General features: G+C 40.9%; 13 protein-coding genes. All 13 read right to left on the bottom strand.

The features are described from left to right. Nucleotides 1–12 precede the first annotated feature (12 nt). Complete coding sequence (locus ACTB00_RS03835; RefSeq protein ID WP_463298624.1) at nucleotides 13–2,019, bottom strand: TIM-barrel domain-containing protein; 2,007 nt, start codon at nucleotides 2,017–2,019, stop codon at nucleotides 13–15. A gap of 417 nt (nucleotides 2,020–2,436) precedes the next feature. Beyond that, nucleotides 2,437–3,315, bottom strand: a complete 879-nt coding sequence (locus tag ACTB00_RS03830) for a tetratricopeptide repeat protein (RefSeq protein WP_463298623.1) — start codon at nucleotides 3,313–3,315, stop codon at nucleotides 2,437–2,439. 116 nt (nucleotides 3,316–3,431) lie between these two features. Next, a complete protein-coding gene (locus ACTB00_RS03825; RefSeq protein WP_463298622.1) occupies nucleotides 3,432–4,727 on the bottom strand; it encodes a pectate lyase family protein in 1,296 nt (431 codons plus the stop codon). A gap of 9 nt (nucleotides 4,728–4,736) precedes the next feature. Next, on the bottom strand, nucleotides 4,737–7,520 hold the full coding sequence (locus tag ACTB00_RS03820; RefSeq protein WP_463298621.1) for a LamG-like jellyroll fold domain-containing protein: 2,784 nt from the start codon (nucleotides 7,518–7,520) through the stop codon (nucleotides 4,737–4,739). A 5-nt stretch (nucleotides 7,521–7,525) separates the two neighbouring features. Continuing rightward, entirely contained in the window at nucleotides 7,526–9,736 is a 2,211-nt protein-coding gene (locus ACTB00_RS03815) for a rhamnogalacturonan lyase family protein (protein ID WP_463298620.1), read from the bottom strand. Between the two features lie 174 nt (nucleotides 9,737–9,910). After that, nucleotides 9,911–11,548: a hypothetical protein gene (locus ACTB00_RS03810; RefSeq protein ID WP_463298619.1), complete on the bottom strand. Its 1,638-nt coding sequence runs from the start codon at nucleotides 11,546–11,548 to the stop codon at nucleotides 9,911–9,913. A 49-nt stretch (nucleotides 11,549–11,597) separates the two neighbouring features. After that, nucleotides 11,598–14,723: a SusC/RagA family TonB-linked outer membrane protein gene (locus tag ACTB00_RS03805; RefSeq protein WP_463298618.1), complete on the bottom strand. Its 3,126-nt coding sequence runs from the start codon at nucleotides 14,721–14,723 to the stop codon at nucleotides 11,598–11,600. Then, the gene (locus ACTB00_RS03800) at nucleotides 14,723–16,441 is read right to left on the bottom strand and encodes a hypothetical protein (protein WP_463298617.1); all 1,719 of its coding nucleotides are present in this window, start codon (nucleotides 16,439–16,441) and stop codon (nucleotides 14,723–14,725) included. The genes ACTB00_RS03805 and ACTB00_RS03800 overlap by 1 nt, the downstream gene beginning before the upstream one ends. Before the next feature lie 101 nt (nucleotides 16,442–16,542). Continuing rightward, nucleotides 16,543–18,234 carry a fasciclin domain-containing protein gene (locus ACTB00_RS03795; RefSeq protein WP_463298616.1) on the bottom strand — a complete coding sequence of 564 codons (1,692 nt, stop codon included), beginning with the start codon at nucleotides 18,232–18,234 and terminating at the stop codon, nucleotides 16,543–16,545. A gap of 14 nt (nucleotides 18,235–18,248) precedes the next feature. Then, entirely contained in the window at nucleotides 18,249–19,793 is a 1,545-nt protein-coding gene (locus tag ACTB00_RS03790) for a RagB/SusD family nutrient uptake outer membrane protein (RefSeq protein ID WP_463298615.1), read from the bottom strand. A 14-nt stretch (nucleotides 19,794–19,807) separates the two neighbouring features. Next, a complete protein-coding gene (locus ACTB00_RS03785; RefSeq protein WP_463298614.1) occupies nucleotides 19,808–23,074 on the bottom strand; it encodes a SusC/RagA family TonB-linked outer membrane protein in 3,267 nt (1,088 codons plus the stop codon). A 120-nt stretch (nucleotides 23,075–23,194) separates the two neighbouring features. After that, nucleotides 23,195–25,450 (bottom strand): fasciclin domain-containing protein, encoded by a 2,256-nt coding sequence (locus ACTB00_RS03780; RefSeq protein ID WP_463298613.1) that lies wholly within the window; start codon nucleotides 25,448–25,450, stop codon nucleotides 23,195–23,197. Between the two features lie 24 nt (nucleotides 25,451–25,474). Further along, nucleotides 25,475–25,666 carry a hypothetical protein gene (locus ACTB00_RS03775; protein WP_463298612.1) on the bottom strand — a complete coding sequence of 64 codons (192 nt, stop codon included), beginning with the start codon at nucleotides 25,664–25,666 and terminating at the stop codon, nucleotides 25,475–25,477. Nucleotides 25,667–26,081: the final 415 nt, after the last annotated feature.

Genomic DNA, 26,081 nt, shown 5'->3' with positions numbered 1-26,081 from the left:
GGTTTTCTAAGTTTAGTTAGTCCACTCTTCCCGCGCCTCCAATCCACTCATTTTATACTCCTTAGAAGTCATTTGGACTGACTCCTGATATAACGTATTAAAGTTAGGTAATTTTAGCTTACTTCCTTTTCTCAAAAAGATGGGAATTTGATAGACCAGAGCATCAACTTCAACAGACTGCCCTCCTTCGAATTCTTGATTGGTCCATAGGTCTACCCATGTTTCTCCGGTTGGCAAATAAACCAACTTCTTTGTTTGACCATTTTCCCAAACTGCGGAAACGAGCAAATCATCTCCCAGCATATAGGTGGTCCAGTCAGTCCAGCTTTCCGTCTGGTTCGGATATTCCAAGAACATCGGGCGCGCAATAGGCATTCCCGTTTCGCTGGCTATTTTAGAATAGTCATAAATATAGTCAATCAAGCTCATTCGAAGCTTCGAATAGAAACGCCAAATAGCTAATAACTCATGATCAAAAGACGGTTCGTAATCCATCGCCCAAAAACCAAGATTATTGGTTGGCCCTACTTCCATGATTGGAGAGAAACAAGAAAGTCCCATCCAGCGCATGGTTGCTTCGCGCTCCATTCGCTTGGGGTAGCCACCTGTATCTGATCCCCAATTGGGATAGCCCATTACCGCGCACCGTTGCATGCCAATAATGGCTGCCCGCAGTCCTTCTTGTGGATTGCCGGTATCGCCAGCCCACATGGCTCCATATTTTGCACTTCCGGTGTATTGAGCTCTAGGAAACAAAACAAAGTCATTGCCCAAAATCGGATTCACTGCTTCGTAGGTCGCTTTTACATACTGTCTCGGGTAATCATTAAAATTCTCCCGATATGTCGTTCCGATCGAAGTTTCCAAATGCAGGCTGTCTGTCAGCTTTTCGCCATCGGCACGATCCAACTTGAAACCTTTCACTCCCATTTTAGCTAATTTTCCGGGACCGTTTTCACCCCACCACTTCACAGCTTCTTCATTCGTGAAATCCATCAAAACCTGACGTGAGTTTTTCCATTGCTTGCTTTCCAGATTAAATCCCCGCTCTTCAGCCACATTGGCCATGTCTCCCATCACAAAAGGGCCAATCCATAGCATCACTTCAATCTCCTTCTTGTTCAGCCACTGAATCATTTCCTCAAACTGAGGTAACCGTTCTTCGTCAATTAAATAATCGTCGAATCCCCTGACTCCAGGCCCCCACGGGCGATCAATCCAATATGCTGTCATTGGGATATCATAGGCTTCCATCATCAACACATCTTCAACCAATTCTGAATTATAAGGTGTCTCGACTGTTGATCCGTCAACGTATTTACTACGATTAACATGCTCGTCGCGCCAACGCCACGGACCGAAAACCCAACGCGGTGGTACAAATGACGGGCCTGTTTCCAACGCATGACGTTTTACCAATTCTGCCGGATTTTCATCCATCATTAATGAAAAGGCAAATTCTGGTCCTTCGAAAGAAATAGTTACCAAGTCGGAATTCGTTTTACAAAAATCGATCTCTCCAGGCCAAGTGCCATGCGCAAAGAATGAATAATTACCGGATGAAATATAAAATGGAGCATAGGCTGAAACGGTTGGTTTTAGTTTGATATCCACCTTTTCGCCTCGAAGATTCAGGCCGGTTGCAATTCCTTCAGCCCAGGATTCAGTTTGCTTGCCATCAACAACTCGTTCAAAAGCTCCGGTGAAGTATTCATCGGAATCTGCCGCCAGATTTAAAATCCAAGCCGATGGCTGACTTTCCGATCCTTCGAGCTTCAGCGTGAGTTCAATTTCCTTTTTCTTTTCAACAACATGAAGAATAATCTCTTTTCCATTATTTTCCCATTGATAGTCTTTTTCTGTCGATGAAACTGAGTTTATTTCCAGAGTACCTTTTATCCAAAATATTGTATTGTCCAACTGGTATCCAATGGCACCTGAGTTACCAGAAGCAGCAAATTTCAGCTCACTACCATAAGGATTGAGAATTTGTAGTTCGGTATAAGAATCACGCCCCACATTCGACACCGCTATTTTTTTCGGTGAATGACATTTATTTAAACAAAATAAGAAACAGATTGATGAAAAAATCAGGAATAGAGATCGGAATAGGTTCAAGGTTTTAGTATTCATGATTGATTAGTGCAAATATTCAATTTAAGTTCGGTTAACTTACTATCAAAAGATAATTGTCAAAATTGGTGAAAATCAGATCCCTTCGACCAGTATTTTTGTACGGAAATACTGGCACAAACTGTTTCCGGTGCCGACTTGAGGATAAAAGATAATAACAGCACCCCAATTCGATACAAACATATGTACATTAAAAATCGATAACTAATCGAACGAACAATTAGATTTCCTGTGCTTTTCTATAAAGCTCTTTTAGGTTTTGAAGAGTAAATAACAAGCTGAAAAGTTGCCTGATTTCTCAACTTATAATTTGCTTTTCATTTGCGCTGCCTTATCCTCTTTTGATTGCTTTTTATAAATTTGATACAGCGAATTTGCAACCTGTTTGTCGTTAGGATAATCATTTATGGCCTCTTCTAGTATCACTCGTGCTTTTTCGTAAATGGTATCAATATTCTCCAATTTCCGCTTGATTTTCACGTAGTCTCCAATGTTGGCTTTTTTATTCGACTCGTAATTTTCAACAGCTGCCGCATTTAATGCATCGGCCTGTTCGAAAAGAGTTATCCCTAACATCTTCGTAGCCTTTTTGTAGCTTGGATTTTGTTGATGAATCGTCTCAAAAAGTTCGATTGCCTGATCGTATTTTTTCAATCTTTCCAACGAAAAAGCATACAAATACATGTAGCTCTTTTTCCCGGGATCAGCTTCATTCACCTTTTGAAAATACTCAGCTGATTTTTCAAACTGCCCGGTATTGAAATACAAATAGGCCAATTTCTTATCGAATTCAAATCCCTCTTCAGGAATACTCTCTTTTCCCTCAATCAAGGTAGCTTCAGCACGTTCAATATCTTTTTGCTTGTAGTAGGCATCGGCCAATAAGCGTGATGCGCGACCAACATTATAATTCATTTGAATCGCATCTTTCAGATATGGAATGGCTTTATCGTATTGTTCAATTTTTGAATAGTTTAAGCCGGCATGGTAAATACAGGTTGTATCAACAATATTTTGCTCTTGAAATGCTTTTATGGCTGCTTCAAATGCTTTGGCTGCTTCTTCATACTGCTCTTGAGATTCAGCACTTATTCCATCACTTTTGTGTACATCTCCCATTTGTCCGAAGGAAAATGTAGCAATACTAAACAGGAGAAAGGTGATACTTGCTAGTTTTTTCATATGATTAAAATTGTTTATTTATAAGGTATCATCTGGAACTCGCACTTTAATCATTACCTTTTGTGTTTTGACTAAACATGCTCGTTTCATTTGTATTATTTTTTCTGGTTCTTTCGTTAATTTACAAGTTCGTTCAAATAAACTTCAATATTTGTATAGCCTTTGTCAAGACTATACAATACCGCATCAGATGAGTTATTCGGATCTAAACCATTCTTTTGTTCCCAATCATCCTGCAGCCCATCATGATCGCTGTCAAAACCGGGCTCGCGTTTCCATTCTTTTTGAGTCAGCTTAACAGGCAACTCTTCTTCGTCCGCAATTATCTTGCCTTTTTCCCCATAAGAGGTCAACTCCTCAATTAGAAAATGATCAATTTCATCGCGATCGGGCAGGTAAGTTCCAACCGACTTGATCACTCGCTCTACGGCATCTGCAGCGACTATCGCATTTATTGAAGGGAAACCCTGCACTGGTTCTTCAAGCCAGGTTACAACTCCATAATCATCCTTTGAAAGCAGCCGCCCATCTAACTTGCCGTTTAAATTATTATCAAAATAGTTATTCGCAGCATAAATAGCGAAATTTTCATTCCCTCGGGTAAATGGTTTTCCCTTGGTATCGGGCCCAGCTATAAAATAATTATCGGTAACATTGGCGTGTGAGTGATATTCCGACTCTCCGCCTAGAATGTATCCATTACTCCCCCAGTTGTAAACCACGTTGTTGACAAACTGGTTGCGACCTTTTACTTTTATATTTCTTGTGTGATTATCGATATACAGATTTCCAAACATGCTTATTCCTCCTTCGCTTTGCACCAATCCGCCGCATGAGTGTGTTTGTAATCCCTGAGCAATAATTGAGTTCTGAACAGTCACATTTACCGGTCCATCGACAACTTTCATTGAACTGACCGAGAAATTCTCATCGGTACCCCACGATACAGACATGTGATCGAAAATCATATCATGTCCCTGATAGATGGTAACAGCATCAATTTTACCGGCCGCCTTTCCACTACGTACGCGAATAAAACGGCAAATAAGATTGTTGGCATTTGTAAATGAGGCTCCATTTCCCGCGAGGGTGATCCCTTCGCCCGGAGATGACTGACCTGCAATCGTCAGATTTTCTGAAAAGGTGAGCCGCTCGTTGAGTTGAATCACTCCACCAACTTCAAAAACGATTATCCGGTTTGGTTCGCTCACCGCATCGCGAAACGAACCCGGACCACCATCATTTAAATTTGTAATGAGATAAACTTCACCACCGCGCCCTCCGGTTGCATATTTCCCAAATCCTTCGGCTCCCGGAAAGGCAAGCTGTTGCGCCTTAACTGGACCAACTCCCAACACCAGAAATGCAATTAAACCTATAAGCTGTGTTATATTGTTGCGTATTATTATCATCGGAACTAATTATAAATGAAAGAGTTTAAATTTGTTTACCGTATCTCCGATTGTTAACTTAACGATGTATAAGCCCCGAGCCAAGTCAGCACCATCAATCTTAATTTGATGAAGGCCAACTGCTAATTGATCATCATTCAAAACCTGTATTTTTTTCCCAAAAACATCAAACAATTCCATTTGCACAAAACCAGTTTTGGCAAGACGAATTTGGGCTGTTGCTGAAGATTCAAAAGGATTAGGAAATACGATAAATTCGTCAAGGGCAGACAGTTGATCTGCTCCTGTTTGAATCCCGGCAGATTTCAGCGCTTCGATCTCCTCCTGTGACAAAACATAGTTATACAGATGAAACTCATCGAAACTACCCGGAAAATTCGTATCGCCTAATGTACAGTTTCCGATGTACATGTTTTCGTCGTTACCAATATTCCCCGAATTGTCTGTTGTTGTTTTGTATTGCGTTCCATTGAGGTATACTTCTAATTGATCTTCTTCCACGTTCCGAATGGCTACAACATGCACCCATTCTCCGGTGAAAAAAGTTTCATTTGACATCGACAATTGTGTTTTTGTTTGATCGTCGTCCACCGAAAAGTAAAGGTCCTTCCCATTTTTAGACTCCATCCCAAACCACTTTCCAACAGCGCCTGTAGATGATTCTGTCTTAAAAAAACCTTTATTAAAGAGATAACCATTGGTTCCTGCATCTGCTTTCACCCAAAACGCAACAGAAAATGAATAATCGTCAAAAGCAATCTGATCCTGATTACTAATTTCAACTCCAGAACCCGATGTTCCTCCAGCCAGATTGATTGCATTTCCAAGCTTCCCGGACTGCCAAGCAGGTGTAATATTTACAGCCGTGCCATTATTACCGTAGGCTGAACTATCGACCACACTGAGGCCTTCAGTTTGCTCAAAAGCATAATATGCAACTTCCTCCAAAAACTGCAAATCCTTGGTTGAAAAGGCATACGTTTCGCTTGATGTTGTTCCGGCATTATTTACCGCATCAACCCTCCAGTAATAAGTTGAGTATTCGTCTAATTCAGGCGAAACAAATAATTTCGTGGTAATATTGGTTCCTACTTTTGAAAGGCTGTTTTCTGACTTTCCGAGATAAACTTCAAAATAATCGGCCTGCAATCCGCCGCTCCATGTTAGCTCAATTGCAGCCGGATTTTCGTTGGTTGAATTATTTTGCGGAGCAGTTAACACGGGCGTAAGTGGTGTTCCATCAGCAGAAAAAGTTATGACCTCATTACTCAAGACAGCGTCAGACAGCACATCACCTGAAAAAGACTTCATTCGGTAGGTGTACGATGTTTTCTCAGAAACTTCATTATCTGTATACGTTGTTACATTTGCATCAATCGTGGCAATCTGAGTATATCCGCTGCCGTCAGAACGTTCAAGGTAATATCCTGATTCACTTTCACTGTTATCCTGCCAGGTTAATTTAATTTGATTGTATGCGAGGACTTCGGCGGTTAATTTGGATGGGGCAATCGTGTAAGAGCTGGATTGCAAGGCCAATTCATTTAAATATTCTTCGAGGTTTAGATATCCGTCATTGTCCAAGTCCCCATTGCGATCCGATGGATCGTTAATGTTCAATCCTTTCAATGTTTCCCACTCATCAGGCATGCCATCCTGATCGGTGTCGGTGGGAACAGAGCCGCCATGAACAGTGCCGACTCCACCGGAGATCCCATTGTCATCTTCGGAATGAATAATGCTCCCTATTGTTCCAAATGATTTTAGTTCATTAATTAGGTACTCATCAACTTCATCTCTAGCCCTTGATGCACCAACATTGTCAATTACATAGTTTAATGCATCCTGAGCTGACATCAGATTATTCACCCCGGGATGACTGTACGGTATTGGTTCAATTGTAGCACCAAGGTAATCGGTAATCAAGCTACCGTTAACTATCCCATCTTTATTGCTATCTACCCAATTGTCTTCCTTGTAAATGTGGAACAATTCGTTTGCTCTTGTAAGATGCGTGCCATTGCTACTTGACGGACCGTAAATAAAATAGTTGCCAATCATATTACAAAACGATTCACCATCAGAATCTCCTCCCATAATAAAGCCATCTGAGCCCCAATTGTATACCACCGAATTTATAAACTCATGAGTCCCTTTGGCCTTTGGATTGCGCGTCTCGTTATCGATAAATAAGGAGCGGATAACTGACCAGTCACCACTTTGCATCAATCCGCCTGTTGAATGGCCGACAATATCAATTCCCTGTCCAATAATACAATCCTGAAAGGTTAGCTTATCTATTGCTGTTCCATTCACGTCAACCGTACCATCCCAACCCCATGTTATTGAAACATGATCGAACATGTACCCTTGACCATCTGAAATGCCCAAAGCATCTTTTCGGTAATCTCCGTTTTTCCCCATCCGAAAACGGATGTGGCGAATAATATTATTTCCGGATTCATTGTTTAATGCAATTCCATTTCCATAAATTGTAATTCCCTGCCCGGGAGCAGTTTGTCCGGCAATCGTTATATTCTTCTTGATTACAATGCGACTATCGATATTAATTACTCCACCAACATCGAAAACAACAATCCGATTACTTTGACTCACTGCATCGCGAAAAGACCCCGCCCCATCATCATTTAAATTGGTAACGTGGTAAACTTCACCACCGCGTCCTCCAGTAACATATCGGGCAAAGCCTTCGGCCTCAGGAAAAGCTAATTGTTGAGCATAGCCATTGAAAACAAAAAGAAGAATAATAACGCAAATAGAATATCGTAACATATTGGTCATTTCTTAATAAATTTAGTAAAACTCCGACTTTCATTCGAAAGTAGTTTTGCAACATAGATGCCTGCCGGGTACTCAGATACATCAATCTGCTTGGAACAGTCTCTAATAATATCAACGAGTTGCCCGTTCATATTTGATATTGTAAGAATCTTATTTCCAAAACCTTCAACTAATGCTACCTTGACGTACTGGTCAGCCGGACATGGAAAAACATTTAATTTTTGATTGGTAAAAGGATATTGTTCCTGCATAGAAGTGCTTGTATCATCAGTATAAGGATTAGTTACAGAAACATACTCGGCATCAGGCACAGCTGGCTGATGCATTCCATAGCCTAAAAAGAAACTGGTGTGCGCCGGTTGGTTGTAGGCAACATTTTGCCAGGCAATTGACAACCGATACTGAGAATCGTGCATTAATGTATAGAAACTATTATCGGACTCGATAGGCGTGGTGAAAATTCGAAGCTCTGAGTTATCTGATTTTCTATAAATAATTTCTTCGCGCCAATCACCCCAAATGTCAGCAATCAGGCAGGGATTCGACTTCGTGCCATTATTGCTGGATACTCCCTCTTGAAAAACGTTGTATAACCTTTCAGTTGTTTTATTTTCCCAATTCCATTTGGTAATTACGGTCTTGTCTACTAACTCTCGTAGCAGATCGCCGTCCCACCAGGCAGCCATATTATAAGTTGCTCCACCTCCTGTTGCTTCAGGGTAGGTTGAAGTAATGTGATCTCCTTGAGCGCTATATACTCCCCGTCCGTCACTTGCCCAGCATTCAGCTCCCGGATAGTTTGGGTCGATATCAAAAGCTACTCCACGACCAATATCGCTATGACCTTTAAGTGACCAGATCGCTTCGCCTGTTTCTAAGTCACGGAATTCAATTCCTGCCGGATTTGGATATTCTTCGTGAACCACATAAGCTTCCATACCCGGGTGTGTTGGGTCTAAGTCAGAAACATGCATGGCATCACCATGCCCCAGGCCGGTGGAGTATAGCCCGGTTCCATCATCATCGACAGCCATTGACCCGTAAATAATTTCATCTTTTCCATCGTTATCGGCATCAGCAACACTCAGGTTATGATTTCCCTGACCGGCATACTCTGAATTTTCCTGATCCAGTGTGTCAAACACCCAGCGTTGTTCCAGTTTTCCATTTCTCCAATCGAAGGCGGCTAAAACAGTTCTGGTGTAATACCCACGACACATAACGACACTCGGTCGTTTCCCATCAAGGTAGGCTACGCAGGCCAGAAAACGATCTATTCTGTTTCCATAGTCATCACCCCAAATCATATCCATTTCGTTGGGTGAAGGATTATCTTTCCCTGGATATCGTTGTGGAATATAGTTGGTCGTTGCCATTGCTTCGCCAGTTTCGCCATTAAACACGGTCAGGAATTCCGGCCCATTTAATACTCTCCCGGTTGAATTACGGTAGTCAGCGTCTTCGTCCCCAATCGTTTTTCCAAGGCCATCAACCGTTCCATCCGCTGTTTTACATACCATTTCAGACTTACCATCACCATCAAGATCGTAAACCATAAATTGGGTATAGTGTGCCCCTGCTCGTATATTTCTACCTAAATCGATTCTCCAGAGCTGAGTGCCATCTAATTGATAAGCATCAATAATTACATTACCCGTATAACCACTATGGGAGTTATCGTGAGAATTGGAAGGATCCCATTTCAGTATAATCTCGTAGTTCCCGTCGCCATCTAAATCTCCAACGCTACAATCGTTGGCACTGTATTTATAAGCTATTTTATCGGGAGTTGTTCCTCCGTCGGGAATATTCAACGGCAGCGAAAAATAGGGTTCGGCTCCGTGAAGTGTAAAAACCTCTGATCGATCAGACTCAATATCTTTAATTACAGGAACAACATAATATTGATTCAAGCGATTAGTGTTAACACCTTTAATTAAAAAATTTGTTTTGCCGGAGATTGGCAAATCATTTTGCTTGATGGCCTCTCCTTCGTCAACTTTTGCATAAACATTGAAAGCAATATCCGCTGGATCGCTTCCAAACTTTCGCCACTGAACCAAAACATTATCACCTGAAGTATTAACGGCAACAACACCGCGGCTTAGCGTTTCCATTTGTCGTTGACCAAATGAAGTTTGAGAAAACAACATAAATAGAGCTGCACCCCAAATTAATCTGAGATATTGCCTTGAAAACTGTTTCATAATTTTGATTCCTTTGTAGCAGCCATCAACATTAAAGCGTCAATTTAAAGTTTACAGCTGTATTCAAACAGACCTCAAACGAGTATCTACTTGAAAAAAATCCTGAAAACCAGAATACTTCTGACAGTAAGACTTCTGATTTTCAGGATATTTAATTATTGATAATTGAGTTATTTATAAGCCAAGCTCCCAATCAATGAAGAATTCACCATTCATTATTTTCTCACGAATAGTTTCTTGCATTCCTTCGGGATATTTAGGAACAATCCGATCAGCTATAATCGACATGTCGTTGTACCGATTGGCCATACGAAACAACATTCCCATTACGCGACCTTCAGCCGGGAACTCCAACAACATAGCATCAAGAAGAGCCAAATCGTAGGCTTTAATTCTTTCGGCCTCGGTCAACTCATAGTCTTCAGCACTTGGGTCGGGCAGCTCGAAAAAGTCGCCATTCACAACACCTTCGATACCAATATTATTATAAGACCTGTGCAGTAGAAAGTCCCGGTATCGGGCATCCCATTGATCAGGATCATTATTTCTATCAAATTCGCCCTGATCGGGGAATCGTCCTGCAACACCTTCATTTAGTAAGGTTCCGGCAGGTTGCCAGTAGCCTAAATGATTTTCAGCTTCTGCTAGCCAGAAATGCAAATCATGACCACGGTATAATGGAATACTGGCATCGCTTTGATAAGGTTGTCTCCATCGATAATTAGCATGATACTTACCAATAACGGTATCTCCGTCCTGTGACAGAAAGTTCGTGTAACGACCACGTCTGTCGCTATCACTATACTTGCTAATCGCATAGCTGGTAGGGCGAATTAAATACTTCGCAGGATACCTTTTCCCAAAATAGGTAATCAGATCATTCGTTTGATTGTTTGTATAATCATAAATTATTGATGAAATCGCTGAACGGCGATAGTAAGTACCTTCAGCAAATATTCGGTAGTAATTACTGTTCCACCCGGCATTTAAACTGTATACGTAGGGATCTTCATAAAAAGCTTCCAGCAGACGATCCAGAATTTGGTCCTTGATCCACGCCCAACCTTCATTTTTTGTCACCAATAGTTCGCAACGCAAACACAGCCAGTCAGGGGTAATGTATTGCCAGTGCTGGTATTGTCCGTCCGTCGGATTTTCAGGATCGAGCCAGTCTCCCCAGTTCATTTCTAACGTACCATCGATACCATTAACACCATTGTCAATCAGATCCAAGCATTTATCGACAATTTGCTCAACACTCGTTAATTCAGTGAATACTGCATTATCAGATACATCTTTTAACTCGGTAACCGGATCATCAAAATAAATTGCTCTCCCGTACTGCTTAGCCAATTGGAAGTAAGTCCAAGCCTTAATACGAAGGGTTCCACTTATCAAAGCTTTATAATTGGTTTCGGTAGCGCTATCCATAGCATCACCAATTTCCTCGCGGTAGGCAAACATTTTTGCCAGGTAGTCATTACATGCAATAATTACAGCGTAAATATCTACAGGGTCGGCAAATTCGTTTGTTTGTGAATAATTGTATTGATACAACTGCCACAGATCCTGAGGAGCATCAGCAGTTGGTTCCATAAAATCAGCTCGTATATCAGACATAAAGATCAGTTGGTCGCCAACATCTTGTAACTTAGTAATAATGCCTAAGTAGCCAGAGTACATTTCACTTTGTGAACTGACATAATCTTCGGAATTAATGATATCTGACGGGTCGGTATTAAAATAATTTTCACAGCCCGCAAATGAAAACACCATCAAAACGACGACTATATTTTTGAATATCTTTTTCATAGACTAAATTTTTAATTCAATTCTTTTGCTATTAATTCAAATTCCCAGGTTAGAAATTCAGGTTAAAACCAAATTTCACACTACGAGGAATTACAGCTTTTGCATAATCAACCCCTTGAAATGCTTCCTCGTAGGAATAAGCAAATTCAGGATCAAGCCCTAAGTAGTCGGTCCAGGTAAACAAGTTTTCACCAGTGACATAGATTTTTCCTGATCGGAAGAATTTAAGGAATGTTTGATCAAACTCGTAAGCAAGAGTCACATACTTGAGTTTTAAGTATGAAGCATCTTCGATCCAACGAGATGAAAACGCATTGTTGTTCATTGGGTCGCCATAAACAGCTTTGGGGATATCGGTAACCTGCCCATCTAACTGCCAACGATTTATTGCTGCCCGCGACTGGTTATTGAAGTTATCCAAAGCTTCGATTGAACGACGAGTGGCATTGTATGCCTCGTTTCCTGATGAGTAAGTAAACTCTGCCGATATCGATAAATTTTTGTAGCGGATATAGGAATAAAAACCACCAAAGAAATCGGGAGTAGCAGACCCCAGAATTTGCTTATCTTCTTCGCCAATCTGTCCGTCGTTATTTACATCTTCGTAGCGTACATCTCCGGCTTCGTAGTTAATTCCTCTCCAGTCTTTCAGGTTGGCAGCTGTTGCTTGAGCCTGAGAAGCAAAAATTCCTTCTGCTTTATAGCCGTAGAAACTGTAAGTATCTTCTCCTATTTGGGTTATAATCTCAGCTCCATCGGGTAAATCCATTATTTGTTTTGAAACATTACCTAATGATTTTACTTCATTTGTGAGTGTTGAAATATTACCTCCAACAATCCACTCAAAGCTTTTGCTTTTCAATAATGATGCTGATAGTTCAGCTTCAATTCCTGAGTTTGCAATTTCAGCAGAATTATCGTAGTAAGTTGGAGAGCCAAAAACAGAAGATACCGGCTGAGCAAATAACACATCGGTTGAAGTGGCATTGAAATAGTTCACGCCTAAATCAAGTCTGTTCTTCAATACCGAAAGCTCAACACCCAAGTCCAGTTGTTTTGTGGTTTCCCATTTCAAATTTGTGTTCGGGATGTTTGACCGCACTATACCTGACAATACTAAAAACGGTGTGCTCTGGTAATAGTTTTTACCATAGTTTGAAGAAAACCGGCTGTTACCTGTTAATCCGTATTCTACTCTAAAATCCAGCTTGTTTATGAAAGTTGAATTTTCAAGACTCTCCAGATGTTTCGCCATAAACGTTAATCCTGCTGAAGGAAAAACACCTAACCTGGAAGCATCTACGCCTGATGATGAAGTTCCGTCTAAAGCAACATTTACTGAAGCTCGTAGCAAGTTGTTCATGGTATAATCTCCATGAGCATACATATTCATCCAGTTCCATTCATTGATGTAACCAAAGAATTTGGTCGTACCACTTTCAACAAAGTTTAACGTTCTATAAAAGTCGTTGGCCGTGTTGTATCCTGCTCCCCCATCAAATTCTTTACTGGTAGTCAACATTTGTAAGCCACCATAAACATTCAACAGGTTTCCTGAATCAAACATTTTTTTGTATTTCGCATTCAGGTTATAGTACATATTTTTTACTTCTCCAGCTCCTGAACGTACGGTATTCTCTGCCAATCCGTTGTTCATTGAAACAATTGTGTTACTGCTACGTCCCGGGATAAAGATATTTTCCTGATCATAGTTGTAAAACAAGCCAATTGTTCCTGACAACAACAGTTCAGGTGTAACTTCATAATTAGCACCAAACCGGATATTAACATTATGCTGCCTGGTATTAGCTGCCAGCGTATTTGTGATAGCAACCGGGTTACTCACATCATAGCGGGCAATATCATACTCATCCAATACACTTCCATTCGGATCTTTTCGATACGGACTAAGCAACGGCATTTTATTGTAAGCCACTAAAACAGGGTTGGTTTCTTTAATCAAACCCTGTTCTTGCAAATCGGCCTGCATATAGGCCAATCCAATACTTGCCAATAATTCTAACTTACGGTTAACGTTGATACTGGTATTAATTTGAGTATGATAACGATCGCGTTTCGTATTATCAATCACGCCACCTTCATTCATATAACCTAGTGAGATATCATATTTTGCAACAGCATCTCCACCTTCTACCCTCAACACATTATTTGATACTACGGAAGGAGAATAAACCTCATCCTGCCAGTCGGTTTTATTGTTGTACAAGTAGTTGTAGTAATTATCCGGATCGTCGACCAGAAATGGGAAATCACCAATCAGGTCAGCCATGTTGGCATAATAAGTTAAGCCAACATCCGTTAAGTACGATTTGTACTCATCTCCATTCATTACCGGAATTTGCTGATCATTCCAGCTTAAACCGAACTGGGAAGTTAAACTGATTTGTGTTTCAAGTTTATCTGATGCAGACACTCCGTTGGTTTCGATCAAGATGACCCCATTCGCAGCCATTGATCCGTAAATAGAAGCTTCGGCTCCTTTTAATACAGTGATATTCTGGATGTCAGAAACATTCAATCCGTTAAAAATTCCACGAGAGTAACCCCCAATAATTGGAGATTCTTCGGTATCGGGCAGGTAAGGAATACCATTAACCAAGATGAGTGGCATATTTTTTCCTACCAGCGAGCGTACTCCCCGAATATTCAGATAGGAACCTTCACCGGGCATTCCACTTTTGTTGATTACACGCAAACCTGAGACTTCTCCCTGCAACGCGTTTTCAATGGTATGAACCTGATCCAGATCCTTTGCTCCAATATTCTTTGCAGCAGACGTTTGAGCGGATTTGGTCAACTTTGTATGTGGAAAAACCAAATCTTCGTTATATTTCGGTTTCGCCATATCGACCAGTACAATCCGAACATCAGTCCGCCCCAATAATGGCTGGGACAAATCGTAAAAACCCTGGGCTGAAACTGTTAATATTCCATCAGTATCGGCTACTTTAACTTCAAACTCTCCTTCCTCATTGGTTTGAACGACTCCCTCAACGCCACTAATTGTAATGACAGCAGAAGGAACAGCCTGATTATCGGGCGCTGTAACTTTACCTTTTACAGTGATATCTTGTGCCGACAATCCAAATACCAATAAAACGAATAGTATTGTCAGTGCTATTTTATTGTGTCTCATATTCAATACTTTATCCATTAATAATTATTTTCAGTGGGTCGTAGTGTCCAACAGTAAAGCTGGTATCTACCTTTTGTATTTCCGCTGGCAGCAATTGCTGCGATATCATTACTAGCCACTTTAATTTTAATTGGTTGTAATTCGGTGCCCGTAATGGTTACAATTCCGATCTCTCCGCCATCACAGTCGTAATAACTCGCTCTGTTTGAAACTGCCGCCCAATCTGCCGGAACATATCCTTCCGGGAAGCCATTATTTGTGCGGTCGTAGTGAATGTTAGGGTTCACATCATCGCTAACCAGCTCATCATTAAAATAAATCTGGAAAGTATGAGGGAACTTATTCGACTTAAAGCCCATACTAAAACTATATTCACCTGGAGGAACCATCACTACTGCCACAGTGCCATCTTCTTTCAAGGATATACCTGTTAATTCAACAGAACAGACACTTTCATTGGCCTTCGCTTCGTCGGTAGGCCAAGCACGCACTGTTTTATAGGGTATAAATGGCCAAGGGCCTAACGGGCCAAACCCACCGTCGTCAACGATGGAAATATTGCCGAGTCCTTCCCATTTATAGTATTCTTCTTTTTCTGTTTCGTTACAATATTCCCAAATGTAGAATCGGTTTTTAATCCGAAAGACGACAACATTATTCGGAATTTTTAAAGCTGTCGTGTAATAGGCTACCCCATTGCTCAGGGTTACCGGATTACTTGTATTTACTTTCTGCACAGTAGGTCGCCATTGAACTCCAGGAGTTGAAGCAGATTCGCCTTCAATATAACCACTAACAGAATAAAGATCTTCGGTACCGTCCAGCTGCTCAGGAGTTAACATACTGCTATAAAATGCAGATTTAATAATAAACTGCTCAAATTTTAAGCTGTCATTCGCATTTGGCTCGCGGTTCAATGCGTCCCGAACATCCTGATAAGCCTTATCCAGCGCTCCCTTTACAAGTGTATTATTGGGAACTAACACCGTAGATGAGAAAAACTCTGAACGCATATTCCATGATTCGGAACCGCCGGAGTCGTAACGATCCATCAATAAGTTTTTTGAGACAAATACCGAATCGTACACGGTATTTCCAGTATTATCAACACCTACCGGAATACTATTTTCCCGATCGAATGCACTTTCTTCATATTCAAAAACTAAATCTTTAAACATGCTATACTCACTGCCAAGGTCTGTTAGAAATTCATATAATGACTTTGGAGCATAAATCGCATCACTCATCACATACACAAAACCATTGTCTACCTGAATGATTTTAGAGATTCTTGAGTTAGCAATGAAGTACTCTGTAGTACTGGCTGTTTTCTCCACCGAAACCTCAAGGTACTTTCCATTCCACATCTTGATTGACAGGCCGTCAACCAGTTTGGTTGGTGTAAATGCCAAATCACTAACACAAGTGTTTGCAAAAAAGTTAGCATTTTCAATTTGAGCTCCACTCATTACACTGTTTGAGTACACCAAAACAGTAAATAATTGATCTTTTGTTTCCAGCTTCGTATAAACATCCTGCTCCGCGAATAATGTCGATATGGAGCTCAAGTCGGAATTAGTCTGTATGTATTCTTCGGCCGACATATCCACCACCTCAACGATGTCGCTATCTACCGTTTTACTGCCGGGCTCATAGTGCTGATCCCACTTCTCGGTACAAGAAAAGGCAAACAGCATGATCACCGCGGCTATTGCATATATATATCTTCTTTTCATCTCATTATAATTTAAGGTTTTCAAAGGCATTCGATGGAACTTGCTTATAACCATCTTCCTGTGTGTAAACATTTTTAGATGCTCGTTTCATAACCTACACTTTAATCGTTAATAGGAGTAAATTTGACGTAATCCAACTGCAAACGATACTTATTGTGCGTAGTTGCTCTTGAATCGAGTAGTACAATTTTAAACTCATGAGAGTCAGTTATCTCAAAGTCAACTTCATCAAACAGTACCATATCATAAATCCCGACAGAAGCCGCAGCACCATCGTACACGTATACTTCGTTGCTCGTTTGGTCAAGTGAAACTTTACACAAACTACCTCCCGAAACAAAAGGTGCCAGGGAACCAGCAGAAGCATAGTACAATTCAACTTTATATTTTCCTTTGAGCAAAACCGGGCTTTTCATGCTTACAGTTCCCAGATACCCCAGGTTAACTACCAACATATCGTGTTTATAAGCTCCATAAGAATTGGTTGCACCTCCATCACTCGATTTGGTAACAAGGTACCCTAATTGAGGATAACTAGCTGAAGTTGAATTCACTTTCAGATCGTAATAGCTTTCAATTGCCTCGTTGTCTTGAAATTCAATCCAGTACTCGCTGCCTTGAGCAGTTTGGTATATATCACCCAAGTCTTGACTGGCGCCATATTCATTCACAACAGAAGCAACATCATCATAATCAGCAACATCCCAAATTACAGTTCTTGGAGCTGGTGCGAAAACCGGCATATAATTATTTACTTCATGAAGAACGCCATTTTTAGCCGGCATGTCTGTTTTATCGGAGACCAGACCAATACCTGACGAAGTAGCCTCATCGTAATTCACATAGTACGAACCACTAAAATCATGAGTGGATAGGACTTGTTTCGGCGCCAAGGTGCTCCAGATTGCAGTAGAGTCGCCTTCAGAAAATGAAAGCAGGTCTGTGACGTACTTGGAACTTGAAAGTATATGATAGGCAACATATTGGTTAAGCGCATTGTCCGAACTTTCGTAATCGGTCGACGCTTCAACCTTTTGGGCTAAATCAGCTAAACTAGAAACGCCTGCATCTGCGAAAGTCGAATTGGAAACGACAAACATGGTATAATTCTTCTTTAAAACTGTTGTTCCTCCAAATTCAGTTTGAACAGTATCGTAGACTGTATTCAGCGTCTCGTCCCATCCTGTTGCCTCAACCGCTTCTTTGAAAATAGAATAACTCTCATTTTCGTTCAGCCGATCATAAACAGTTTCGACCAGCGGTGTTAGCACGTCGTTCAGCGTGTAGACAAATCCGTTTGTTACGGTATTCGCCAGTTCGTTAACAAGAGCCTCGTCGTTGATATAAACAGAGTTAATTCCTCCTTCGGCATCACCTGAATCATCAAATGAAACTGATAAATAGTCTCCGGAAATTGTTGTTTTCGTTAGTTTCCCGCCAATCAGAAATTCCTTCTGTGAAATTTCTCCTTCAATCACATGAAACTGAACAAGCGCCTTGGCATATTGAGGATCAAGATCGGTAACACTCGTCACCCCTTTCTTTGCCAAAAACGCATCAACCGCATCATTATTCGGAGCGAACAAGGTAAAGGACTTACTCGCTTGGTTTACCGCATTGTACAAATCTGCATACTTCAAAATGTCAATCCATTTCGAAAATTCATCCTGACGCGACTCCAGATAGGTCGCCGCCGGATCTAAATCGTACACTACAAAATTGTCATTTTCGTATGGGTCGTCGCATGAAAAGACGATTAAGAACACCATACAGAATAGCAAATATTTTTTCATAATCTAGGCTCCTTTTAATTTAATACTTGATAGTAAGGATTCTGCACAAGCAATCTGTTGTTCTCCAGCTCACTTGTCTCAATCGGTAAATATAGCGCATCATCGGTATTCAACACGGAGCGGATCCAGGCTGGATTAGCCGTGTTATTATAATTGACAACCATTTCCACTAAGAACTGGTTCCGGTATTGAAAATCATTACGTTTACCCATGCGGAGTAGATCGTACCACCGTTTACCTTCAGCAGCAAATTCCATATTTCTTTCGTGAAGTATAAACGCAAGCATATCGGCCTCAGATACCTCGGCCAATACTGGCTCAATCTCAGGCAAGTTGGAACGCGTTCTTACTTTATTAATCAGTTCAACAGCAACACTCCAGCTTTGAACATCAGAACTATTCAGGATCATTGCTTCGGCTTTCATAAGCATGACATCAGCGACACGATAAATAATGAAGTTCGCATCGTTCTCGACTCTTTGTTGTTCTTGAAAACCAATGCCAGAGTATTTCCAAATATATCCAATATTTGCATCGGTATAATTGTCGGCGTCAACATCAGGAATATAACTTCCATATATACTGCGCACAGCATCGTCGACTCCTGTTTCATCGGTTTCGTCAATCCAGTCTAACAACATTTGCCCCGTGTAAGTGTAGGCTGGAGCTCCATTTCCCATCACCGTTGACAGCTGGTTTGTCTGGTTAAAGGTTATATCATCCCAGTTAAGTTCAAAGATTGATCCGTTGCTATTTCCCGGATAGTATAATTCAATCCATTTTGTCGGGTCGGTTACAAATACCGGACGGAAAGCTGAAGTTGCATCCAGAATCTCATTACAATGAAGAATGGCTGTAGGATATTCTTCATTCCACAAGCAAACATCAGCCATTAATGCATGTAAGGCCCATTTAGTTGCACGACCTTTGGTGGCCCAGTCTTCTTCAAATTTCTCTTTTGCAGCACCAGTTTCCAGTGCTGTGGTAATATCAGCTTTAATTTGAGTGATAATATCAGCTTCCAACGATTTTTCTTTTTCATAGCTGATTTTATCTGTTTCGTAGGGTTCTAAAATCAAGGGAGCATCGCGCCAGTTGCGTACGATATAGAAATAGCTTAATGCTCTCAAAAAATAAGCCTCGGTAAGGTATGAATTCATCACCGCTTCATCGAAGGTTTCATCGCGCTGCATAACCGTTTCGGCATTTGCAATAACCGAATTAGACATGTTAATCACCTTATAGAGTGGAGCCCATGAAACCAAATCTCTATCATCAGGAGTTATCTGGAAAGACTGTAAATCGCTTCCCGTATTTCCGCCAATAGTCCGGCTGTAAATAGAAGCTCCGCGTAATTCTCCCCACATAAATAATTGTTCGTAAGCATCACGCAAGTAGACATAGCCGGAACCGAGCACTGCCTCCACTTCTTCTTTCGAGGTCCAGTACTCATCACTTACCTGTTCGTTTTCAGGCAGTACCGTAAGCCAATCGTTACAAGCTGTAAACTGAAAGGCCAGGATTAGTAATAAAAATATGTATTTAATCTTTTTCATCATTTCGAATCCTCCAATTAGAAGTTAATGTTCACGCCTACTGCAAAACGTCTTGAAATTGGCGTGTTTGCGTTATCTTCCACCAAAGCATTTGTAGCACTTGGCATTTTCACCTCAGGATCTTGTCCTGCATATTTTGTCCAGGTAAATAAATCGTATCCTGTTACAAATACATTTAGGTTCGACATCCCTAAGCTATTTACAATCTCGCGAGGCATGTTATAGCTGAGAGATAAAGATTTCAAACGGATATAGGAAGCGTCTTCAACAAAACGATCAGACCCGAGGTAGTTATACCCATAGTTAAATAAGGCTCGTGGAATATCGGTATTATCACCTTCCGTTCTCCACCTTTTTAAGGTTGCTGTACTCTGGTTATCGCGCCCATACATGGCTTCACTATTCATACGTCCTTTATTAATTACTTTTTGACCGGCACGTCCATGGAAAAAGGTTGTCAATCTCCAGGCTTTATACTTCAGCTGGAAACCACCACCACCGGTAAATACCGGCATGCTGTTACCCAAATAAACAATATCGTATTGGTTTATTACACCATCATTGTTGGTATCTTCGTATTTCGCATCACCAGGGAATACTTGCAATCCGCCATTCTGTGTAACAATAGGATCGCCTTCCATGTCATTCATGATATTGCCATCTGCGTCACGGGCATAGGTTTCTTCAACATTTTGGTAAACGCCCTCGTATCGGTAACCGTAGAAAGAACCTACCGGAACTCCTGTTTCCAAGCGTTGTGCGTAATTGCCATTTTTAAACTCGTAAGCTTCCTGTGTTAAATTATCAGGTAACGACACGATCTTGTTTACATTTCTGTTTAAATTGGCATTCACTGAAAGTCTCCAATCTGAATTTTTAAACACTTCGTAATCAACACGAAACTCAACTCCTTTATTGGTAATTTCTCCTGAGTTATAGTATTTAATACTAGTGAAACCAGTAGATGCCGGTATTTTCACATCCTTTTGCAACAAATCATCGGTTTTCTTATTGTACCAATCAAACGTTACGGTAAGCTTATTATCCATCAGAATAATGTCGGCACCAAGGTTTAACTCTTTTGAAGTCTCCCATTTCAAATTATCCAACTGAATCTTAATGGGAGCGATGGCACTCATATCCATATAGTTTTGACTTAAAGCCTGAAATGAACCAATATAAGGAGAGGCTCCATCGGGAGAACGACCTGAAGCACCATAACTGGCACGGATTTTAGCTTGATCAACCCATCCGAGAGATTTAATGAACTCCTCTTCCTGAGCCTGCCATGCTAAACCAACAGCGGGGAACATGCCCCAACGCTCCGATTTACCTAAACTCGAATTACCCTCGAAGTTTACGGTAGCATTAAGCATGTATCGCTCCATAAACGTATAGTGCGTATTTAAGATGGCTGACGTTGTTCTGGTTTCAGATGAGCCGGAACCCCGGCCAACGACATTTCCTCCGGTTGTAGGATCGGCCAAACCTGCAGAAGCTGCACCAGAGATCATACTCGAATAACTTGAACCTTGATTTTGACTTGTACGATACAAGGCCATTGCTACCAGATTATGACGTTCTTTCCAGTTTTTACGATACAGCAACTTGTTTTCGGTTTGAAGATTGAAACCATCAGACAACGCATCGGAACTTCGATTTGCCCATACACTAACACCGGTAACTCCTGTAGCTACCTGGGGTAGAAACTTCTCATTCCGGTTTGAGTTTAGTTTCATACTGGTCCAACCAGTATAAGTCAATTCGGGAGTGATGTAATAATTCATCCGGAAAGTAATCCGCGATTCCCGAATAGAAGATGTATTAAACCCTTCGTTAACCAATGCTACGGGGTTATAGTTCTCCTTTCCCGTAAAAGAACCTTGGAATTCATCAAAGTTTTGACGCGAAAAGTACTCATCGGTTCTTTCACCCGTAGCCTCATCAATCCAGTAAGGACTTTTGTTAGGCATCTTTGCCATCGCTTCTGAACGAGCATTACGCCAGCCACTACCATTATCGTAGTTACTCTTTCTCTCCGTTTGGGTATAGCTATAATCAACATCAACACGTAGCTTTTGCGAGAAATTATAGTTAATGCTCAGCAAAGAAGTGAGGCGATCAAGCGAGGTACCAATTGTGGTTCCCTTATCATTTAAGTAACCAACAGAAAAACGATAAGTCGCTTTATCTCCGCCTCCCATCATCGAGAAGTTATTATCTTCAGAGATCGAAGTTCGGCGTACTTCATCCAACCAATTGGTATTGACATTGTATTCATCGAAATAACGCCAGGTTGGGCTATAGTTAATTTCAGGAGTGTCAAATAATAAGCGAAGCTCCGTAGATGAATTCGATAACCCCTTTGCGTTTGCGGTATTCCAGATTGCATCCTGCATCAGAGCAACATATTGGTTACCATCTAACATTGGAATAGGATCAGGCTCAAACCGGGTTGTTAACTTCGAAGAGTAGGTAAATCTTGTTTTACCTCTAGCTCCTTTTTTGGTCGTGATCATTAAAACACCGTTACCTCCTTTGGTTCCCCAGATAGCGGTTGCTGCAGCATCTTTCAACACCTCAATCGACTCGATATCGGTAGGAGAAATATTGACCAACTGACCAAAATCTTCGGCATTCGCAGTAGCGAAATTGAAATCATCGTTAATACTCGTCGAGTACGGAATACCATCGATAACGATTAAAGGTTCGGCTGAAGCATTCAAGGTACTTGTTCCGCGAATACGGATTGAACTTCGAGCACCCGGGTCACCACCAGAGATGATATCCACACCTCCCAATTGTCCTTGAAGAGCTTCTTCGAGAGTGGTTACAGGAGAAACGGCCATAATTTCATCCATGTCAACCCGTTGGGTTGCCGCCGTTTGCTGCTTCTGTGTAATTCCGGTAACACGGTCAACATGTCGCCCTGTTACGGTAACTTCATTAACTTGTCTGTCTTCTGATTCAAGTACAACATCAATTTTGGCTTGACCTTCGTACGAAATCTTCTGACTCTTTAAGCCAATAAAAGAGAAAATAATGCTTAGATTTTCTTCATTAGATGGCACACGGAAGTTATATTCTCCAGTAGGCCCTGTTGCCACCCCGGTAAGGAAACGGTTTTGGCTGTTTGCCACCACAACGTTTGCTCCGGGAATAGGTATCTTTTCGCCATCAACCATTTCAAAAACCCTACCGGACAGAACCTTTGTATTCTGTGCCTGAAGTATCCCTGAAAACAGGAGTAAAAAGACGATTATCAAATATTTTGTTTTATTCATAGTGAGTCGGTTTCATGAGAAATACTAATTTTTCTTGCAGCTGGTAAATCGTTCATCAACTGAATCATCCTGGTGCTTGCAGTTGAATAGAAACTTATCAAATAGTTCATATCTTTTTGATTAAAGTACTCCGTTTATGTAGTGCACACCACCGTCGTTATATGAAAACGGGAAATAATAGAAATCAGGCACGACATCTACTTTATTACCAGTTCCAATTTCAGCTCCGTTTAGTTGAACACTTAATTTTTGACCATCATCGAAGATGGATAGTTGGGTGAAAACAACACCGTTAACACCATCTGAATACGCTCGTTTCGTGTCAAATTCGCCATTTACGCCTGATCCTACATAGGGATAAGTTGATATTCCGTTGTCCTCGGTAAGAACAAAGTAGCACTTTAGGTAACCAAGTAGAGCTGCCTGATCAGAAACAGTTCCATCCGTTTCAACTCCGGGAATTTCCCCAGCCAACACTGCTGCATCAACTGCATCGTTAGTAGGAACGAATGCAAGACAGCGCAGTCCGTTAAGGAAATTAATCGTTCCGGTTTCAGACTCTACTGCTCCGGCATCGCGCAATAATTGCGAAAACCTATAATATGGATAAGTAGCATCTTGCGTAATCGCCAGACGATATTGCATCGATTGTGTTGAAATAATTGGCCTGAAGATTTCCGGACTTGAGTACGTGTAAGCTTTACCGTTTGTCCAGCCAGCTCCGTTATACGTTCTTTCTGTAATATCGTAAAAATCAACAGTCGAAGTTGGCTGCTCAAAATAACTATTGAACAGAACACTCGTTGTAATTTGACCATCCTTGGCAAACCAATAAGAATAAGGCACATTGGTACGAAGAACCTGAGTCCCTGAAGAGCTAATGCCAACTCCACCAGTAACCGTATGTAAATTAACGGTTTCAATCATAGCCGACGTGCTCATTGGTGCAAAATCACCACCATCCGACGACCATAATTCGTCAGCAACTAAACCCATACCACCTTCTTCCATTTGAGCAACACTCGGAATAAGTACGGTAAAATTAGACTCGTTACTTGACAAACCAACTAACAACTCAGTTGGATCAAGCATATATAAATACCAGGATAGATCTTTGTTGCGAAATGCTGGTCCGGTAATAGATTTAAACATACCCGGGGGATCCAATTTTTCTAATCCGTAAAACACTCCGTTTTGGCAAACAACACGATTTTCAGCAGGAACTGCATCAACATCAAAATTGATGACCATGTCGTAAGAATTCAAGACTTCTCCACCTTTAATTTCTTCAGGAAATACAATGGCAGAAGCATAATAACTATTGCGAATGAGATATTGGATTGCAATACTATTTACCTCATTGATATTATCGTATCCTCCCGGAATCCAATAATCAGTCATAAACTCATCAAATGCTGAATTCGACGGAGCAAAGGTGCTGTACGCGATTGATGAGTTTGTGGCAATACTTTGATAAAAAGAAGATGGCCATTCTAATGCGATATCAGCCAGCGGAAATTCATGCCGATGGCGATAAAGATCAGTACCATTACCAAAATCAAGAGTCAATTGCTCATCCAACTCAAAATAGGAGTATGAATCATACAAGTCGATATAAGTCGAATAATCTGGCCGACCTTTAAGCTCTGCATGAATTGTATTTAGTGGCTCAACCACATCGTCAACTAAATATAAATATCCGTTGTCTGCAATAATCTCATACTCGCTAACCGATGCGTTTGAAACATTAAAGCCATCATCTCCTGTCCAGCTTGAGCCGGAATAGAAATATTCGTAATTATACTTCGCATCAATGTTCTTGGTGTCGAACATCCGGTAAGAAAACACCGGTAACAGTGCCTCGTTGTGATAGACAACGATGCTATTTCCAGAAGTATCCGTTCCCATACTAGGAGCTTCTTGACTACGCGTCCGGTGTTTGTAATATAAGCCGGCTTCAAAGTTCTTTTCATCTTCTGGCGCACCATCACCTTGAGACGGACGGAAATTCACGAGTTTATCTTTGTCGTAAGAGTAGTACATGATGTGAAATCCGATCAATTCTTGTAGTTCTTCTGCGGAAAAATCCTCTATCGAAGATTTTCCATTCTCAGAAAGATAGTTGGTGAGTGCTTCGTCATTTGGAGCCATTACGGTTACCAAACTTTTACCCTCCATGATAGGCTTAAAACCAGCAAGTTCTGCTCCTTGAAGAAAGATCGTATAGTCGCCCCTTTCTTCAAGCACTTGCCAAGCGCTGCCTTCAAGCCATGTCGGTGCTTCGTAATGCTCCTTCATTTTATCTTCGCATGAACTGAATGTAAAAGCAAATATGAATACCCACGCTATCGTTCTAATGAATTTCATTTTATCCATATAATTCATTTTTATGATTAGTTTTTAAATACTGATTCCAGGACGGTTAGATTCCTGACTAGGAACCGGAATAAACTGACCTTGAATAATTGGTGTGAAGTGACATTGTAAAATGCTACTATTGTATAGCAATGAAATTGCCTTGGAAAGATAATTGCCTTTGAACAGGCAGAGGAATTCGATTAACACTTTCATGTGTCTCCGTTCGTTTTTCATAGTTAAGTTTGTTTTTAATAGTTAAGCGTGTTCTTTATAGATGTGTTTTTGTTAGTTCTATTTTTAAAACCAAGCAGGTTGATCTTGGTGTTATAAACTTTGCAAATTTGATATTTGCTCTATCCAACTTTGCAAAAAATCAAGTGAGTTCATTTTTCATTGGCCGTTAATTTTCAAGTGCTAATTCTACCAAACAAATATAGGCTGGGTTACCACCTCGCTCTCCTGTAATTTTGTACGCAATTATCCAGACAAATTGATTTTTATACTCAATATCAGTGCATTTGCAACACCAAAGGAGAAATAGCGGAGGTCTATTTAAAGATTAATTAATATCGGCGAGATTAGTCAGACGCTAGCGAACACCCGATTTAGGAAATAGCTGTCTCGAAGTATATGGTGGAAATCAGGTCTA

The organism is Sunxiuqinia sp., from assembly GCF_055140945.1.
This window is presented reverse-complemented; position numbering and strand designations above follow the sequence as displayed.